This is a genomic window from Klebsiella sp. OBRC7 (genome assembly GCF_000293135.1).
GTDB lineage: Bacteria > Pseudomonadota > Gammaproteobacteria > Enterobacterales > Enterobacteriaceae > Klebsiella > Klebsiella michiganensis.
This window is the reverse complement of sequence record NZ_ALNJ01000071.1, coordinates 1-16,757: the sequence shown is the minus strand read 5'-3', so window position 1 is coordinate 16,757 and position 16,757 is coordinate 1. Positions and strand designations below refer to the sequence as shown.

At 50.1% G+C, this 16,757-nt stretch carries 20 protein-coding genes and 1 pseudogene; 13 read left to right on the top strand and 8 right to left on the bottom strand.

The window, feature by feature from the left end; translation table 11 throughout:
• From HMPREF1144_RS14235 to HMPREF1144_RS14220, 4 genes are all read left to right on the top strand, one after another.
• On the top strand, positions 1–465 hold a 465-nt coding region (locus HMPREF1144_RS14235), incomplete at its 5' end, for an ISL3 family transposase (protein WP_009653153.1).
• A 58-nt stretch (positions 466–523) separates the two neighbouring features.
• The gene (umuD, locus tag HMPREF1144_RS14230) at positions 524–949 is read left to right on the top strand and encodes a translesion error-prone DNA polymerase V autoproteolytic subunit (protein ID WP_032736884.1); all 426 of its coding nucleotides are present in this window, start codon (positions 524–526) and stop codon (positions 947–949) included.
• Positions 949–2,223: a Y-family DNA polymerase gene (locus HMPREF1144_RS14225; RefSeq protein ID WP_009653144.1), complete on the top strand. Its 1,275-nt coding sequence runs from the start codon at positions 949–951 to the stop codon at positions 2,221–2,223. The genes umuD and HMPREF1144_RS14225 overlap by 1 nt, the downstream gene beginning before the upstream one ends.
• Positions 2,224–2,412: 189 nt before the next feature.
• Complete coding sequence (locus tag HMPREF1144_RS14220; RefSeq protein WP_009653154.1) at positions 2,413–2,658, top strand: hypothetical protein; 246 nt, start codon at positions 2,413–2,415, stop codon at positions 2,656–2,658.
• 868 nt (positions 2,659–3,526) lie between these two features.
• Here the strand turns inward: HMPREF1144_RS14220 and HMPREF1144_RS14215 are convergent.
• Positions 3,527–4,495 carry a ParB family protein gene (locus HMPREF1144_RS14215; protein WP_009653150.1) on the bottom strand — a complete coding sequence of 323 codons (969 nt, stop codon included), beginning with the start codon at positions 4,493–4,495 and terminating at the stop codon, positions 3,527–3,529.
• Positions 4,495–5,700 carry an AAA family ATPase gene (locus HMPREF1144_RS14210; RefSeq protein WP_009653159.1) on the bottom strand — a complete coding sequence of 402 codons (1,206 nt, stop codon included), beginning with the start codon at positions 5,698–5,700 and terminating at the stop codon, positions 4,495–4,497. Before HMPREF1144_RS14210 ends, HMPREF1144_RS14215 begins: the two co-directional genes overlap by 1 nt.
• Positions 5,701–6,263: 563 nt before the next feature.
• Between HMPREF1144_RS14210 and repE the strand changes: the two genes are divergently transcribed.
• Positions 6,264–7,016: a replication initiation protein RepE gene (gene repE / locus HMPREF1144_RS14205; RefSeq protein ID WP_009653140.1), complete on the top strand. Its 753-nt coding sequence runs from the start codon at positions 6,264–6,266 to the stop codon at positions 7,014–7,016.
• Between the two features lie 349 nt (positions 7,017–7,365).
• On the opposite strand, the gene HMPREF1144_RS14200 is transcribed toward repE, so the two are convergent.
• From HMPREF1144_RS14200 to ccdA, 4 genes are all read right to left on the bottom strand, one after another.
• Positions 7,366–8,145: a site-specific integrase gene (locus HMPREF1144_RS14200; RefSeq protein ID WP_032736888.1), complete on the bottom strand. Its 780-nt coding sequence runs from the start codon at positions 8,143–8,145 to the stop codon at positions 7,366–7,368.
• Between the two features lie 197 nt (positions 8,146–8,342).
• Positions 8,343–9,338 carry a hypothetical protein gene (locus HMPREF1144_RS14195; protein WP_009653149.1) on the bottom strand — a complete coding sequence of 332 codons (996 nt, stop codon included), beginning with the start codon at positions 9,336–9,338 and terminating at the stop codon, positions 8,343–8,345.
• 200 nt (positions 9,339–9,538) lie between these two features.
• Positions 9,539–9,844, bottom strand: coding sequence for a type II toxin-antitoxin system toxin CcdB (gene ccdB / locus HMPREF1144_RS14190; protein ID WP_004197633.1), 306 nt, complete (start codon positions 9,842–9,844; stop codon positions 9,539–9,541).
• Between the two features lies 1 nt (position 9,845).
• Positions 9,846–10,064, bottom strand: a complete 219-nt coding sequence (gene ccdA / locus HMPREF1144_RS14185; RefSeq protein WP_009653145.1) for a type II toxin-antitoxin system antitoxin CcdA — start codon at positions 10,062–10,064, stop codon at positions 9,846–9,848.
• Positions 10,065–10,632: 568 nt separating this feature from the next.
• Here ccdA and HMPREF1144_RS14180 point away from each other — a divergent pair.
• From HMPREF1144_RS14180 to HMPREF1144_RS14150, 6 genes and pseudogenes are all read left to right on the top strand, one after another.
• Positions 10,633–11,244, top strand: coding sequence for a DNA-binding protein (locus tag HMPREF1144_RS14180; protein ID WP_009653138.1), 612 nt, complete (start codon positions 10,633–10,635; stop codon positions 11,242–11,244).
• Entirely contained in the window at positions 11,241–11,861 is a 621-nt protein-coding gene (locus tag HMPREF1144_RS14175) for a hypothetical protein (RefSeq protein ID WP_009653141.1), read from the top strand. Before HMPREF1144_RS14180 ends, HMPREF1144_RS14175 begins: the two co-directional genes overlap by 4 nt.
• Positions 11,858–11,983 (top strand): annotated as a pseudogene (locus HMPREF1144_RS33655) (hypothetical protein); the annotation flags it as partial. The gene HMPREF1144_RS14175 and the pseudogene HMPREF1144_RS33655, both read left to right, overlap by 4 nt.
• Before the next feature lie 73 nt (positions 11,984–12,056).
• A protein-coding gene (locus HMPREF1144_RS14160; RefSeq protein WP_085954980.1) for an IS3-like element ISEc52 family transposase occupies positions 12,057–13,225 on the top strand; the annotation gives its coding sequence in 2 pieces (ribosomal slippage) (positions 12,057–12,306 and positions 12,306–13,225; 1,170 coding nt in all).
• Between the two features lie 12 nt (positions 13,226–13,237).
• Positions 13,238–13,729, top strand: a complete 492-nt coding sequence (locus HMPREF1144_RS14155; RefSeq protein WP_009653158.1) for a DUF2971 domain-containing protein — start codon at positions 13,238–13,240, stop codon at positions 13,727–13,729.
• Positions 13,730–13,764: 35 nt separating this feature from the next.
• A complete protein-coding gene (locus HMPREF1144_RS14150) occupies positions 13,765–14,505 on the top strand; it encodes an abortive infection family protein (RefSeq protein ID WP_009653143.1) in 741 nt (246 codons plus the stop codon).
• 156 nt (positions 14,506–14,661) lie between these two features.
• Here HMPREF1144_RS14150 and HMPREF1144_RS14145 read toward each other — a convergent pair whose 3' ends face one another.
• Positions 14,662–14,991 (bottom strand): hypothetical protein, encoded by a 330-nt coding sequence (locus tag HMPREF1144_RS14145; protein ID WP_009653160.1) that lies wholly within the window; start codon positions 14,989–14,991, stop codon positions 14,662–14,664.
• Between the two features lie 506 nt (positions 14,992–15,497).
• Here HMPREF1144_RS14145 and vapB point away from each other — a divergent pair.
• On the top strand, positions 15,498–15,728 hold the full coding sequence (gene vapB / locus HMPREF1144_RS14140; protein ID WP_001261276.1) for a type II toxin-antitoxin system VapB family antitoxin: 231 nt from the start codon (positions 15,498–15,500) through the stop codon (positions 15,726–15,728).
• A complete protein-coding gene (locus HMPREF1144_RS14135) occupies positions 15,725–16,141 on the top strand; it encodes a type II toxin-antitoxin system VapC family toxin (RefSeq protein ID WP_009653152.1) in 417 nt (138 codons plus the stop codon). The genes vapB and HMPREF1144_RS14135 overlap by 4 nt, the downstream gene beginning before the upstream one ends.
• A 103-nt stretch (positions 16,142–16,244) precedes the next feature.
• Here HMPREF1144_RS14135 and HMPREF1144_RS14130 read toward each other — a convergent pair.
• A partial coding sequence (locus HMPREF1144_RS14130; RefSeq protein WP_124939537.1) for an IS5 family transposase occupies positions 16,245–16,757 on the bottom strand: 513 nt, incomplete at its 5' end.

Here is a 16,757-nt window from a genome sequence, read left to right as displayed (position 1 = left end):
CGCCAGAATGAACATCCACACCTCCCTGTTGAAAGTCGTCGTCAGGCAAAGGGAACCCGCTTCCTGTGGCAGTACAGCGATAAGTGGATGACCGAATCCAGGCAGGAAAAGCTGATATGGCTGCGTGCACAGATGAAGTTGACAAGCCAGTGCTGGGCGCTGAAAGAGCTGGCAAAGGATATCTGGAACAGGTCATGGAGCGAGGAAAGACGCGATGACTGGCAGAGATGGCTGGCGCTGGCGGCTAACAGTGATGTCCCCATGATGAAGAACGCGGCCAAAACGATAGGGAAAAGGCTGTACGGCATCCTGAACGCCATGCGCCACGGTGTATCAAACGGAAATGCGGAAGCACTAAACAGCAAGATCAGGCTGTTGAGGATAAAAGCGAGGGGATACCGAAACCGGGAGCGCTTTAAGCTGGGAGTGATGTTCCACTATGGGAAGCTGAATATGGCGTTCTGAGCCTTCCCACCATGATCGGGGAAGACCCATAGATGTACAGTAAAAAAGGAACAAAACAGTGAAATTCACACCTGCAGCACTCGACCCCGGAATACTCACTCTTCCGCTTTTCACTGAACGATGCGCGGCAGGTTTCCCCTCCCCTGCTGCCGATTACACCGAATCAGAACTGGACCTCAACGAGTACTGCATTCGCCGGCGCCACTCGACCTATTTCGTCAGGGCCATCGGAAACTCGATGACGGACATTGGTCTTTACTCCGGTGATCTGATGGTCGTTGATAAAGCGGAAAAACCCCGGCATGGCGATATCGTTATTGCCGAGATTGAGGGAGAGTTTACCGTCAAACGACTTCTGCTGACCCCCCGCCCTGCCCTGCAGGCGATGAACCCGGCTTATCCTGACCTGCACCCGGACCCGGAGACACTGCAGATATTTGGCGTGGTGACCGCGTTTGTTCATAAAACACGGGATACGGATTAATGTTCGCCCTGGCCGACGTGAATTCGTTCTATGCCAGCTGCGAGAAGGTGTTTCGACCTGATTTGCGAGGAAAACCAGTGGTTTGCCTTAGTAATAATGATGGCTGTGTAATCGCCCGAAGCGTGGAAGCCAAACGCCGGCTGGGCATCAAGATGGGTACCCCGTGGTTCCAGCTGAAGGACACACAGTTCCCTGAGAAGCTGCACGTGTTCTCCAGTAATTATGAGCTCTATGCGAGTCTCAGTAATCGCGTGGTTGCACTGTTGGAAGAGTTATCTCCTCGCGTTGAGCAGTACTCCATTGACGAATGCTTCCTGGACGTCAGCGGTATCAGCCACTGTATGGACCTGGAAGCCTTCGGCACGCAGCTGCGTGAGCACGTTCACAATGGCACTGGCCTGACGATCGGAGTCGGTATCGGCGCCACAAAAACGCTGGCGAAGTCGGCGCAGTGGGCATCAAAAGAGTGGCCGCAATTCCGCGGCGTGCTGGCGCTGACTCCGGCCAATCCGCGGCGAACGGCAAAGCTGCTATCCCTGCAGCCGGTTGAAGAAATATGGGGTGTGGGAAACCAGATAGCAAAGAAACTGAAGGTGATGGGGATCACAACAGCCCTGCAGCTGTCGCTGACTAACCCGACGTTTATCCGGAAGAACTTTAACGTAGTACTCGAGCGAACGGTCCGGGAGCTGAACGGAGAGAGCTGTATTTCGCTGGAGGAAGCTCCGCCGCCCAAACAGCAGATCGTCTGCAGTCGCAGCTTCGGGCAGCGGATCACCGCCTATGATGAGCTCCGTCAGGCCATATGCCAGTATGCTGAGCGGGCAGCTGAAAAACTACGTGGTGAGCGCCAGTACTGCCGGCACATTTCCGCCTTCGTTAAAACCTCGCCGTTCGCCGTCAAAGAGCCGTACTACGGGAATATCTCGACGGAAAAACTGAGTACGCCAACACGAGACACCCGGGACATTATCGCCGCTGCGGTTAACGCGCTGGACAGGATCTGGGTACCAGGCCATCGCTACGCAAAAGCCGGCGTCATGTTGAACGATTTCAGTCCAAACGGCGTCTCTCAGCTGAACCTGTTCGATGAGATACAGCCGCGGCCACACAGTGATGAACTGATGAAAGTCCTCGATGGCATTAATCATTCTGGGCTTGGTAAGATCTGGTTTGCCGGCAGAGGTATTGCTCCTGAGTGGCAGATGAAGCGGGAGATGTTGTCGCCGGCATATACAACCCGCTGGAAAGAGTTACCGGTTGCCAGGTTTTAACCCGGCATGGCTCCGTCCAGGACTGGCTTGCATGGCCACCAGGATGGGAACATGCAAAACAGGAAAAGTTATTCATCGATGAGCTATGGATAGCTCATGCTGCTTTCCATGAGAAGAAAAATAACTTATCGTTTAAAAAACCGGGTATCACTCTTTTATCAATAACTCTGGCAAATTAAAGGAATGCAAATGATAACTCTGGTAACTCTGGCCATCATCTCCATACCTGTGATCTATATTCTATGGGATAAGTATATTCGAATATACCCACTCTCCTACTTCGGCATCGAAGACGTTCAGCGTGTTGCCAAATGGGAAAATCCTGAATGGCGAGAGCGGGTTTTTTCTCGAGGCGGAATGACCAACCACGAGTGGATAAAAATCAATACCCGTCAGCTGGAGGCGTTCAAATCCGAGCTACAACGCCGAGATTAATGTAGATGACGATACAAATGGGTAGAGTGAACAATTCTACATTGTTGCCTGTTAACAGGTACTTTCTCTGAATTGATTGGCGTGATTTTTTATGACTATATCTTTCACAGGTAAGAGTTTTATATATGCAATTGTACTATGCGTTTTCATTTTCATACTCTGCCTGAGCTATGAATATATTACGGCACCGAGCACCTACGAAGATTGTGTTCTCACCCATCTGAAAGGTAATGAAAGAAATTACACAGCAAACTTTATCGATGATATGTGTAGAGATAAATTTAAAAAATAGTATACAGCAGAATGCATTTTTTTCAGTTAACTGTTGGCTGGACAGCACCAGCCATTGTGGTCGGCTCTATCAGCGGTGAAGCTACCATCAGGCCGAACCAGCGGCCTGTTTTACAAATAAATTGTCGGTTGCTCGATGAACACGCAACTGTAAAGCTGAGTACGCCATCACGCCCTCCGGGATATTATCACCTCTTAGGTTAACACGCTGGGCAGGCTCAGGGTACCTGGCCGCCGCTACGCAAAACCCGGAGTCCTGCTGAACGATTTCAGTCCAAACGAGGTTTATCAACTGATCCTGTTTGATGAGGTACAGCCACGGCCGCGCAGTGATGCACTGATGAAATTCCTTGATGGAATTAACCGCTCAGAGCTGGGAAAAGTGTGGTTTGCGGAGCAGGGTAGAGCATTTGAGTGGAAATCATGCGGGAGATGTTTTCTCCCGCTTACACCACGCAATCAAAGGAAATAACCACAGCCAAACTGGTTTGAAATTCCTGGCGATTTCAGCGTGAAATTTTTCTTAAAAAACCTTATAAAACACCATGTTAACGCTGAAATCACCTTGGCGAAATTATTAACCTATATGACGTTTTAAAACATCTTGAATTGCTGCTTCAATGTCATTCTGAAGGTTTTTTGGCAGGCGATTAAACTCGTAAATAAAGCTTCGGCCTTTAACACGCTTACGTGCAAACTTATCTTTGTCAGCAAAGTCCCACAATGTGGAAACTATGGTTTTTTCTTTGGGTGGCGCAGCGATCAAAGCAATTGCGCCTTTAGCAATCAGTTTAAGAATTGCTGCTTTCTTTTCATCCTCCTGAAGTTGGTCATCGGCCACTAACTCAACGAGTTGCGAAGATATATTTTCAACAAGCTGTGAAAATTCAATATTCTTTTCGTTTAGTCGTTCATTGAGCTCTGAAAGATTTTTATAGTCAGAAAATGACAACTCGTATTGTACCGGGAATAGAGAGATGAGTTCTTGTGGTACTGTCGCCGCCTGTATAGCGCGGGTGACCTTCGCCTGAGAAAGACCTTCCTGTTCTGCTATTTCTTTCTGGTTGAGACCTGACTCCTTAAGAGAGAGCAAACGTAGGCCAATCTCACGGATGTTATGTTCCTTCGCTGTCTGTATATCTTTAGCAAGTTGTCTTGCCTCTTCAGCGGTGAGTTTATCCGATGTCACCATAACATTGAGGGGAGCATGTATTTCAATGGCTGATGCACGCCTCCTGGAACCATCGAGAATCTCAATTTTTTCGCCATTCATAACCCCTATACAGGCAAAGAACTGCTGGAATCTGAGGGTCCTGGTAATGTCTTTTAAGGAATCTTTGGTTAACGCAGACTGATCCCGACCATTGGTTTCTTGCCGGACAAACGTTTTATCAGCGACCTCTGACGCAGGGACGATAACGAAGGAGAATTTTACTTTTCGCCCGGTCTTCAATGTAAAATACTGAACCTGTAATCCAGAAGTAGACGACTCAACTACTGCCTGAGAATTAAAATTTCTGCCAATTGTTTTTCTGTGGCCAGTCATCAGGCCTCCTTATTCGTTCTGATAAACTCAACGCGATCAAACACACCCTTTGCAAAATCTTCGGCAGCAATTCTGGAGCTTTTTAAAGCTTCTGCGCTACCGTCATACGTTGCTGGGTTAGCGGAGATTACGGTGTCGAATGTTTCGCCACACCGTTCAAAACCATCCAGTCTGGGCAGTACAACATCAAGCATGTCTGCACCGAAAACTTCCTTTGCCTGGCTATGGCAGATTTTATGATCGCTCTTATTTAACAGTTTGGACATAAAGCCGATATTGCCGATTAAATTACATTTATGTCCTTCCGCTTCGATGCTCTCGACTAATGCAGGCAAGCTTGCAACAAATTTTAAGGATGAATGGAAGTCAACCGTTGCAGGGGGAAGGGGAGTTAACAGTAGATCTGCAGCAGCTATGCCATTTTTAAGAAAAGCATCGAGATGTGGGCCAGTATCAACCAGGATGAAATCATAATCTTTCTTGAGCTTCTCTATTATGTTTTCTTTCAAAACTGCATGCACATTTTGCCCCGGGAGATACTCAGCACAGAGATCTTTCCATCTCTCTGCGATGAAAGCATCATCAATAGAAGCAGGAATAATGTCGACTCCAGGGACAACAGATGGAACGATAAAATCCGAAATAAGCTCCTCACGACTTACGTTCTGCAGCATAGCTTGAGCTGCTGTTGCTTCTACGAGACCAATTGAATTTTGATGATTCAAGAACATAGTCAGTGAAGCCTGAGGATCAAAATCGATGGCAAGAATCCTCAAATCTTCAAACAATAGGTGCGGGTGCGCTCTTAAGGCATGTGCTAGAGAAGCCGTAGAAACCGTTTTAGAACCGCCGCCCTTAAGGTTTGATACGTAAATGCAGAAAGCCTCGTGATGACGATCACGGTACTTAGGAACTCCACGATGATGATATAAATCAACGACGTTCTGAAGTGTCATTGCATATTTCATGGTGTTTCCGGAAGGGCGTTTGTTGAAAATATACCCCTGAGACTCCATTTCACTCACAGCGTATTCAACGCTTCCCTTACTAAGTTTCGGGAGTTTATACAGAGAGGCTTTACTGTATACCTGATAAAACTCATTAAGTTGAAACTCTTCTTTCTGTTGTTGAATGTGCTCGCTAAGGGAGGACAACATTTTGTGCGCCCTTGAAGCAACTTTTTTTAACTGTTCTAAATTTTCCATGTTACACCTTTATGATGTTTTTTATCATTTTGAACAAAAAACATCATAAATCAATAAATTTTTCATTTTATTGCTAGCGGTCAAATTTTAGGCACGCGACACCATAAAGAATGTTCATCTTTATTGCCTTTCAGAGAAAGTAGGTAGTGCTCGCCGCAGTCTCACGTCCCGAGCGTAGCGAGTTAGTGAGCGAGGAAGCACCAGGTATCTGTACTTACATAAACATCTGAACGCGCCAATACTGCCGAGAGAATTTGCTGAGTTATTCACATATCCACTCGATATTTTTATAAGATCTTTTTAAATAGTTTTTTAGATCTTCTTTTTAGGCATCTCGCCAGCCCTTTAACCACGGGGCATTCAGCCCTGTTGCTGTGACAAATTGCCCTTTATCTGTGACAATTCACCCTCTAAATTCCCGTTTTTCCGTGACAACTCGCCCTCAAGCCTGTGACAAATTGCCCTTATGAATTTAGCAAAATCACATAGTTATCCCAAGCTGTTGACACTTTCGCCTACTCTGTGACAGGATTAAACCCTGTCACATAAATCATGGTCAGGTTATGACGGATATCGCGCTGATAAATAGAAAAAACCGCAAAAATAGCCCCCGTATTGTTCAGTCTAACGAACTTACTGAAGCTGCCTATAGCCTTTCACGCGATCAGAAAAGGATGCTGTATCTGTTTGTTAACCAAATAAGAAAATCTGACGGAACGCTGCAGGAACATGATGGGATTTGTGAGATTCAGGTTGCCCACTACGCTTCGACATTCGGCTTGACGTCAGCTGAGGCCAGTAAGGATATTCGGCAGGCTCTCAAAGGTTTTAGCGGTAAAGAAGTCGTATTTTATCGGCCGGAAGAGGATGCCGCCGGTGAAAAGGGTTACGAGTCCTTTCCGTGGTTTATCAAACGGGCTCATAGCCCATCTCGAGGCACCTATAGCGTTCATATAAACCCTTACCTTATTCCCTTCTTCATTGGTCTACAAAGCCGCTTCACACAGTTCAGGCTGAGTGAAACGAAAGAGATCACCAACCCCTATGCGATGCGACTGTATGAATCTTTGTGTCAGTATCGTAAGAGTGATGGTTCTGGTGTTGTTTCTCTGAGTATCGACTGGATAATGGAGCGTTACCAGCTGCCGCAGAGTTATCAGCGCATGCCTGATTTTCGCCGCCGTTTTCTGCAAGCCAGTGTTGACGAAATTAATAGCCGAACGCCGATGCGGCTATCCTATATTGAAAAAAGGAAGGGTAGACAAACCACTCATATTGTTTTCACTTTCAGTGATATAGCATCTGATACACACTGATTAAATGAGGGCTGTTTGTCACTGTTAATGAGGGTTGTTTGTCACGAACACTAATCTGGCTTAAGGGCAATTTGTCACAGTTATTTTTTTAACGCCTTTATCCTTGGTGTCCTAGGGCTGTAGTGCCAAATAGAGTGTGAAAGATAGCGCAAGTTAAGGGCAAGTTGTCACGGTTTTGACCAGTGCAGTTTGTCACACTAGTTCATAAAGATAAGTGAGTGCGATTTGTCACACTAAGGTTATATCGACAGGGCATTGTGCGAGGTTAATCAACACTGAGGGTCAATTGTCACAGCTTAACCGTTCAGTGCTCAAACCGTCATGTGTACACTTACATCTCGGCTCTTAATCATCCCCTGCCTTTTAGCAGCGCCACGGCGTCTGCGCCAGGCATCTGGAACTGCACGCGGTGACGTGCCGCAACATCGAGTGCAAACACTTTGGTGTAGACCTCCGTCGAGCTCACTGACTTGTGACCCATCAGGCTCTGCAGTACCTTCAGGGGAATGCCGGCGTACAACATGTGCATGGCGTAGGAGTGGCGGAACGTGTGAGGTGTTACCGGCACAGAAAACGTCACACCGTCGGCCGCAGCGGAATCTACGGCTTCATTCAGCCACGTCCGAACCGTCCGGTCGGTGATCTCCCAGATACGCGCTTTTTCGATTCTGCCGCTTCGCTTATTGCGCCGCTCGAGCGGTATTTTCAGCGTGGCCACCATCATCTGCAGCTGGCTGACGTACTGGGTGTCCGATAACGGCACCAGTCGATGAGGCAATGTGCCTGCCGGCAACCGCCCGGCCGTTCGGGTGGATTTTTCGGCGCGCTGCTTCAGGGTGGCCAGCTGCACGAACGGATACGGTGGCGCCAGCGAAAAATCTCCCCGGGTCAGTGCCAGCGCTTCGTTAATGCGCGCGCCGGTATTCCAGAGGGTGGCCAGCAGCATCTTGCGGTGAAGGTCGGGCACGTAATGGAGCAGGGCGCTCACTTCCGGCGCCAGCAGATATTTCGGCAGTTCGTCCTGGACGAGGGCCATCTGGCGTAGAGCCAGTGCCGCAGGGTAATCGATGGCTACCGGGAGCAATGTTCCGGGAGATGCCGGAGATCCAAATGGAACCAGGTTATTCATTATTTTCGTTAACCTTTTTCTCTGCAGAGAATTTTCTTCGACATATTACCGGAGTCAGGATGACTAACCAGCCAACGACGGCCAGCCAGAAAACAGGCGAAGTCACAAACAAAACTACCCCGTCAGTGATTACAGACACGATATTTACGGACACAGGTTTCACTCCTCTTCAGTGGGTTGCTATGGAACGGGAAAATTCATGTCCCTAATATCCAGTAGATAAAGAACAGAAAACCCATCCCCCACCCCCAGAACACGGCCTGGCTGGAGTATTTCACCCGCAGGTGAGAAAAGGGATGTGCCTGCAGGTAAACGAGATCCCTTTCCAGCCCAACGATTTTTTTCTGCGACTGACCACACAGGGTTGCCAGCCGGATGACCCCGGTTGCCCGTTGCTCCACCTTCAGGTCTGAATCCCCGCTCTGCGGCAGAGACAATTTTTCTGCCCGCAGCGGCAGGGCATCACATTTCCCGTCCGGGAGCTGGCCCCCTTTCCGGTGCCACAGATGAAAAAAATGACGCGCCTTCAGTGAAGCAATCAACTGTTTTTGCGACAATTTTTTGCCTTCGAGCTGCACGATTTTTTCCTGCAGCCCGCGATAACAGTCTTCCAGCCGGCGTATCCCGGGTGCCAGGGGCTCCACCCGGAGCGTTGAACACCTGCCCCGCGGCAACTGCAGTTCGTCTGCCCGCAGCGGCATTGAGCGGGTTTCCCCGGCCGGGAACCGGAACCCCATTGCGTGCCACAGCCTGTCTCTCCGGTTCTTTTTTTCTTCTTTTTTTTCATCAACCTGCGAGATTTCAATCGGCAAAACCCAGGTTTCTGGCGGAAGGACTCTGGCCCAGAGCACAAACTGCTGCGTGATCCAGCTACCCAGGCCGTGTCCCTGCAGGCGGCCTTCCAGTCTGAACTCATCTGTAAACAGATGCAGGGCCCCCTCTTGAGGCCAGTAGATTGCAGTGAAAGTCTGAGTCTTCGTCTGTTCTGCATCGGCCAGGTACAGTGTCATTATGCAGGAGGCCCGATGCAATCCGTCGGGATAATGTTCAGAAGGTGGCCCCCACGATTCCTCCCTGCTCATAATGACGACCAGATTTTCCTCCTGGGGGGTACTGTCATTTGTAATGATCTCCGGCAATGTCACGAGCCACATTGTTTTGTCGTCAACAGTCCGGGTCACGCAATCGGTCATGTTTTTTCCCCTGGAGGGTTATACCCTGCAGCTGTCAGCAGTTATCGGATAGGGGAGTGTCCCATGACACCACGAAAGCCTGCAGGGCATCCGCTCTGGAGGGCAGTTCAATACAGTCACCGTGCTGAGGGTTAATATCTGCGTCAATGGCTTCGTTGTAAGGTGACGGGTGAAAGGGGATGAATAACGAAGCCTGACATTTATATTCCCCAGAACATCAGGTTTATCGCATTTTTGATGTCATTTTCCCGGTGGCTGAGATCGGCCACTTCCTCCCCGGTGACGGAGGCCGTGACGCTGGCCATGTCCGTGGTCATCAGGCGATAGCTGTCGTCCCCGATGTGCACCACCGGATAGAGCTCGCGGGAGACCTTATCCGACAGCAGCCGGGCACTGGCCAGCGGGATCACCATTCTCCGCCCGGGGGTATCAATGATGTCACTCTGCACATCCACGAACAGACGATAGCGGCTCTCTCTTTTATAGGCGTAAACCTTAAACTGCATCTCACCAGTCCCTGTTTTCGTCGGCGAATGAACCGTTCATATCAATAAACCTGGCGACTTCGGCCATCCCTTCCTGATTTTCCGCCTGCCAGCGTTCAGCACGCAGTCGCCGGGCTTCGTTCTGCATGGCCGTATTGACCAGACCTGAGATATTGATGTCAGCCGCTTTAAGCAACTGATAGTTGTCGCTGTCAATGGTAACAGTAATACGCTGTTTCATAATGAGCTCCAAAATACGTACTTTAGGTATGCATCTAAGTATACATCCTGAATGTAGGTTAGGAAGCATCAATGAACGCCTATTGTTATCAGCACATAAGTTTACTTCTGGTATTTTCACTAAAGAAAAAGTAATCAGTCTGATAATAAGCAGCCATATAACCACTCCATTAAATTACCGGGTGGCCATTCCGGCCTGATCCGACTTTTATGTTATTCCGCAGTTTCCGGAAGTGTACCACGGTCAGGAAGTAAGCGAAGCACTGTTTTCTGCTGCTGCGCGCCGGGTCACGGGGCAGGGGAGGGACACAACATATAGCGTTGTTTTCAGCTGCAAACACCGCTACATCTTGTGTCTGTGGGCCGCAGCGCGCCGGTGGGACTGGCGGAGATCCGGAACCAGGGGTTTTCGGATCTGACCGGAAAAAGAGAAGGCGTGTATGCACATACTGTATTGTATGTATGGTATGTATTAACTGTAATGTATGTATCAAATGTATTTTGTGTATTGTGTGTTTTTTACACCGGGCGTGCGATGACGCCATTCCCTGAAAAACCGGAGCCAGACCATGACCACCCTCTCCCCGGCCACCGTCCGCCGCATTGAAGACGCCGCAGCCGCCCTGATCGCCGCCGGCACCCCGAACCCGACCAACGAGCAGGTCCGTCAGCACCTCGGCGGCGGCTCCCTGTCCCACATCTCCCCGGTGATGCGCGCGTTCCGCGCCCGCCAGCGCGAGCAGGCCGCTGAGCAGGCCACGCCCCTGCCGCCGGAGCTCGCGCAGCTGCTGACCGGCCAGCTGGAGCTGCTGTGGCAGGCGGCAGTGAAACAGGCTGAAGCCGGGGCCCTGGCGGCGCGCGAGCAGGCCGACGATGACATTGCCCGGGCCGACAAGGAGCGGGATGAGGCGCTGGCGAACGTGGCCGCGCTGGAAAGCGAGCTGGCGGTGCTGCGCGAGGTGGTGGCCGAACGTGACCGCCTGCTGCAGGAGGTACGCGAACTGCGCGCGGAGGCGCTGCCGCTGCGCGAGCAGGTGGCCCGCCTGACCGCCACCGGCGAACACCTGGCGGCGCAGCTGCAGGACACGAAAGCGGAGCTGAAGGAAGCCCGGGAGGACGGCCGCCAGCTTCAGACCGAACTGCTGGCTCTGGCCCGCCAGGACGGGAAGGTGAAGAAATGAGACAGGAAAGAGTATTACGTATAAAGGCATTTCGACGGGCACTGGAGCTTGGTGGCGGTGAACGGGCTGACGGGTGTCGTCATTTTCCCCGCTGGAAAACGGAACTGAGGAATTTCTCGCACGGCAGCTGCGATTTAGCCAGCAATACTCTGGCGTACTACCTCAAGGAACGAGAGAGATGCCATCCGTGCATCATTTTTATGGAAGGGAACGCTGGCTTTCATGAAGCGGAAAACTCAACAGTCCACGGGCATTTCATCGTATTGCTGGACGGAGAGTACATCGATTTGACGCTGGATCAATTCGACGAATATCCGGACTACATTCCTTACGAACCTGTCGAATCTGACGGGCAGATTGGTAAGCTGTTGCGTAATATCATGAAGCATGAGGACCCGGTAAAAACCCGCCAGATTGATCTCGATGGTGGCGAAGAGCTGTATGCCTGGTTACGCGATACCGCCGACGAAGTGCTGGCAGCAGATCCGGAATGGCAGGCCCGGGAACGGTCGATAGAAGAAGCAAGGGAAGCCGCTATTACGGTGTTCCCGTTTCTGTCTGACGTGCAAAAAACTGAGTGCGAACAGGGCCCGGACAGTCAGGAGGCTGCCAGATGAAGATTTATCATTACACTGACCTGAACGGCCTGAAGGGCATCATCGAATCAGGCTCACTGTGGGCGACGCACTTTTCCTTTCTCAATGACAGTAATGAGCTGACTCACGGCATGAACTGCCTTGTGAAGTGGTTTACTGAATTTGGCCACCTGAACAGAGGTGATATGCTCACCTCAGAACAACACAGGTGTCATAATGAAAAAAAGAAATTTCAGCGCAGAGTTTAAACGCGAATCCGCTCAACTGGTCGTTGACCAGAACTACACCGTGGCAGATGCAGCCAGCGCTATGGATGTCGGCCTTTCCACAATGACGCGATGGGTGAAACAATTACGTGATGAACGGCAGGGCAAAACACCAAAAGCCTCCCCCATTACCCCGGAACAAATTGAAATCCGTGAGCTCAGGAAAAAGCTACAACGTATTGAAATGGAAAATGAAATATTAAAAAAGGCTACCGCGCTCTTGATGTCAGACTCCCTGAACAGTTCTCGATAATCGGGAAACTCAGGGCGCGTTATCCTGTGGCCACTCTCTGCCATGTGTTCGGGGTTCATCGCAGCAGCTACAAATACTGGAAAAACCGTCCTGAAAAGCCAGACGGCAGACGGGCTGTATTACGCAGTCAGGTACTTGAACTGCATGGCATCAGCCACGGCTCTGCCGGAGCAAGAAGCATCGCCACAATGGCACCCCAGAGAGGTTACCAGATGGGGCGCTGGCTTGCTGGCAGACTCATGAAAGAGCTGGGGCTGGTCAGTTGCCAGCAGCCGACTCACCGGTATAAGCGTGGCGGTCATGAGCACGTTGCTATCCCGAATCATCTTGAGCGACAGTTCGCCGTAACGGAACCAAATCAGGTGTGGTGCGGTGATGTGACCTATATCTGGACGGGTAAGCGCTGGGCGTACCTCGCCGTTGTTCTCGACCTGTTCGCAAGAAAACCAGTGGGCTGGGCCATGTCGTTCTCGCCGGACAGCAGGCTCACCATGAAAGCACTGGAAATGGCATGGGAAACCCGTGGTAAGCCCGTCGGGGTGATGTTCCACAGCGATCAAGGCAGCCATTATACGAGCAGGCAGTTCCGGCAGTTACTGTGGCGATACCGGATCAGGCAGAGTATGAGTCGGCGTGGAAACTGCTGGGATAACAGCCCAATGGAGCGCTTCTTCAGGAGTCTGAAGAACGAATGGGTGCCGGCGACGGGCTATGTAAGCTTCAGCGATGCAGCTCACGCAATAACGGACTATATCGTTGGATATTACAGCGCACTAAGACCGCACGAATATAATGGTGGGTTACCGCCAAACGAATCAGAAAACCGATACTGGAAAAACTCTAACGCGGTGGCCAGTTTTTGTTGACCACTTCAGGGCGTGTGCCTGGAATTTGATGATGAAGAGCTACTTGCCTCGCTGGAATTAACTCATTATCAGGTGTTTAAAAACCGTGTGCTCTATACCAAAGAGGATTCCACGGTTGAAGCCCGGAACGAAATCCTCGCCTTCTTTCATCAGCCACAGGTTCAGGAGGCAATAAATGCAGATGTAATGCATGAGATGATTCAGGCAACCAGACTGGCACACAGCCTGCCGCCTTTTTTCAAGAATGACGGTTTCAAAGAGGAGCAGGAGTTCAGGATGGTAATCCTTCCGGACAGCCCTTTTGAGGGTGTCAATTTTCGTGTCAATGACAGCGGTCTGATACCATATCTGATCATTAAAGCAAAAGATAAGCTGCCACTGACAAACGTCAGAATTGGTCCCCGCAGTAACAGAGCAATGATGATGGACGGGATTTCATTCCTGTTGCAGAGCAGGGGGTATACCAGTACACGGATTTCGTTTACTGAGACGCCGTTCCGGTAAATTCAATTAAGAAGCACAAACTTCTAGGGATCAGTATGTTGAATAAAGTTTCACAAATTAATTTGGCCAAAATACTGGCTGAAAAATTTAACGAAGGTGACTGGCAGGAGCTGTTTGCTGTTACAGATTGTGAAGACGTTCCGGAAGGACTAAATCAATTCTACCGGCATGTTCACTGGGACAACCCTGAGCTGAAAGGGGTGGCCATCTCAGCCATAGAAAGCACTCTGGCCAGGGACGCTGATAATCTTTCTAAGATCTGGGCGCTGGATAATGTTCAACGCTTTATCAGCATTGCCAATACTGAGTTATTCAATGAAATAAAGAACATTGTGAATCAGAACGGGCAAAGAAATGTTTCGGCAGCACCAGTGAAAAATGTAAATGAAAACATTTACCAGGCCTTAGAAGATGCGGAAGTGTTGCTTAAAAATAATGGGCCACACCGGGCATATGATCGTGTTCATACAGCTCTTCATGCTTCATTAAGACAAATGTGTGCCAACCATGGAATTGCGACCAATAGTACAAATGATAATGTTCCAGGCTTGCTTTCCCTGATAACTGCACATCTCAAAGACCTGCCTGATGATGGAAGAAATGAAGATGTTTTTAAAATGTTGAGATCATCTGCCGCAATACTTCATGGGATCAATAACCTGCGTAACAATTACAGCATGGCCCATCCTACTGAAACTTTGCTTAATGAAGCCGATGCGCGTTTTGCCATAAATCTGGTTCGTTCCATTATGACTTATATTGATGAATTGCTTTAATTTTAATAAAAAAATGAGGCGCACAGCGAACAGATAGAGCATCAAGGAAGAAGTGAAATACTGCCAGAATTTCTCACTCTGGCAGTATTCTTATTGTTTAACAACAGATGATCACCGTATCGTGATCTCGGTCACACCTTTTCCGGGAGGCGATGATTACCGTAGCCGTTCTATCTCTTTGTCCCAATATCGAATTTCGTTCTGTAATAGCTGGTATCTGGACTTAAACTCGCTGGATTCTCGCCCCTCATCGACTTTTTGGTAAAAACGTTGTTTAGCGTCTGAATCCAGGGTATCCCACATCATCGAAAATGCCGCCCCCTGCGCCTGATTCTTACGGCGCTCAGCAAAGTTCCGTTCTGAGCGCTTTGTCGCATCCACGTATTCAAACGCTAATATGCAGCACATCAAAAACGTCGTCACTACGACAATGATCGGGGCGCTCAGCTTGAAATAGTAGATGGCAACTGCATCAAGAATAATCACTATCGCCGTGTATATAAGCGATATGAGTAATGCTTTAGATAAACTTCCCATACGTTGGTGCTAAACCTTATCGGTGAGTCAGGTATTGATAGGGGAAGTATACACAAACCTGTTGTATGCATCCCGGCAAAAAGAATCATTCACCTTTAGAGATCTTCCGACATACTTATTATGTTCGCTCCTCACTCATAGTTGCCTGTGAATCAGTCTCTAAGAAACAAAAGTCCTACAAAAAGTCTAATCCGGCCGTTATCCATAAAGCTCATTTGAACACCTCGCTGGCAAAGATCCGACTTTGGTATTTTTCGGATCTGAGCCGAAAAGAGATAATTACGGATAGGTATAACATATCCATATGTCATACATCTGCATAGGTCAGCCATACGCATATCCAGCCCCTATACATATGCAGAACATCTGCCTATACTAAACATATGCACACACCCGGTGCAATGAACACCATTCCGGATATGTACCACATATCCACACTTACCCGGGAGAGAATCATGAGAACCGTATCCATTTTTAAAAACGGCAACAACCGCGCCATCCGTCTGCCCCGCGATCTGGATTTTGACGGCGTCAGCGAGCTGGAGATCGTCCGGGAAGGGGACAGCATCATTCTGCGTCCCGTCCGGCCGACCTGGGGCTCGTTCGCGCAGCTGGACAGGGCCGATCCGGACTTTATGGCGGAGCGTGAGGATGTGGTCAGCGACGAAGGACGCTTTGAGCCATGAAGAAAACCTGGATGCTCGACACCAACATCTGCTCGTTCATCATGCGCGAGCAGCCGGCAGCGGTGCTGAAGCGCCTGGAGCAGGTGGTGCTGCGCGGTGATCGCATCGTGGTCTCGGCCGTGACGTATGCCGAGATGCGCTTCGGCGCCACCGGCCCGAAGGCCTCGCCGCGCCATATTCAGCTGGTCGACGCGTTCTGCGCGCGCCTCGATGCCATCCTGCCGTGGGACCGGGCTGCGGTGGACGCCACGACGGACATCCGGGTGGCGCTGCGCCTCGCCGGGACGCCGATCGGCCCGAACGACACGGCCATTGCCGGGCACGCCATCGCGGCGGGCGCCATCCTGGTGACGAACAATGTGAGAGAGTTTGCGCGGGTCCCGGGCCTGGTGCTGGAAGACTGGGTGAAATAATCCCGTAATAATTTCCGTGACGGAGACGACAGACATGAATGGGCTTTGGGCTTTGTTGAATAAATAAGATTTCGTGCGAACGACCCTGTAGCTGGCTGGATTTTCAGGCAATACGCACGCTTTCTGGCATCCCGGCCTTTGTCATCCTGTTCAACGCACGCACCATGGCCATAGCTTCCGCTACCTGACCATCGTAGTCACGCAGCGTCAGTGAATCTCCCAACAACTGCTTCATTCTGTACATTGCCGTTTCCGCTATCGAGCGACGGTTATATTCCGTTGTCCATTTCCACCGTGCATTGCTTCCGCTCAGCCGCTGATTAGCAACGGCACGGTTGCGGTCTGCGTACTCACCGGGCCAGTAACCTGCTCCTTTTCGGGGAGGAATAAGCGCGCTGATTTTTTTGCGGCGCAGTTCATCGTGACAGAGCCGGGTATCGTAAGCCCCGTCTGCCGCGGCTGCCCTGATTTTTCTGTGAGTCTGCCGGATAAGGCCCGGGAAGGCTTCTGAGTCCGTGACGTTATTCAGCGACAGGTCTGCACAGACAACTTCATGTGTGTTGCTGTCAACAGCAAGATGCAACTTTCGCCAGATACGACGGCGTTCTTTGCCGTG

Coding starts and splice junctions, on each gene's coding strand:
- vapB (WP_001261276.1), top strand. CDS start 15,498: ATGAGAACCGTATCCATTTTTAAAAACGGCAACAACCGCGCCATCCGT.
- HMPREF1144_RS14210 (WP_009653159.1), bottom strand. CDS start 5,700: ATGGAAAATTTAGAACAGTTAAAAAAAGTTGCTTCAAGGGCGCACAAA.
- HMPREF1144_RS14175 (WP_009653141.1), top strand. CDS start 11,241: ATGAGACAGGAAAGAGTATTACGTATAAAGGCATTTCGACGGGCACTG.
- repE (WP_009653140.1), top strand. CDS start 6,264: ATGACGGATATCGCGCTGATAAATAGAAAAAACCGCAAAAATAGCCCC.
- HMPREF1144_RS14220 (WP_009653154.1), top strand. CDS start 2,413: ATGATAACTCTGGTAACTCTGGCCATCATCTCCATACCTGTGATCTAT.
- HMPREF1144_RS14200 (WP_032736888.1), bottom strand. CDS start 8,145: ATGAATAACCTGGTTCCATTTGGATCTCCGGCATCTCCCGGAACATTG.
- HMPREF1144_RS14195 (WP_009653149.1), bottom strand. CDS start 9,338: ATGACCGATTGCGTGACCCGGACTGTTGACGACAAAACAATGTGGCTC.
- HMPREF1144_RS14135 (WP_009653152.1), top strand. CDS start 15,725: ATGAAGAAAACCTGGATGCTCGACACCAACATCTGCTCGTTCATCATG.
- HMPREF1144_RS14225 (WP_009653144.1), top strand. CDS start 949: ATGTTCGCCCTGGCCGACGTGAATTCGTTCTATGCCAGCTGCGAGAAG.
- ccdA (WP_009653145.1), bottom strand. CDS start 10,064: ATGAAACAGCGTATTACTGTTACCATTGACAGCGACAACTATCAGTTG.
- HMPREF1144_RS14215 (WP_009653150.1), bottom strand. CDS start 4,495: ATGACTGGCCACAGAAAAACAATTGGCAGAAATTTTAATTCTCAGGCA.
- HMPREF1144_RS14150 (WP_009653143.1), top strand. CDS start 13,765: ATGTTGAATAAAGTTTCACAAATTAATTTGGCCAAAATACTGGCTGAA.
- HMPREF1144_RS14180 (WP_009653138.1), top strand. CDS start 10,633: ATGACCACCCTCTCCCCGGCCACCGTCCGCCGCATTGAAGACGCCGCA.
- ccdB (WP_004197633.1), bottom strand. CDS start 9,844: ATGCAGTTTAAGGTTTACGCCTATAAAAGAGAGAGCCGCTATCGTCTG.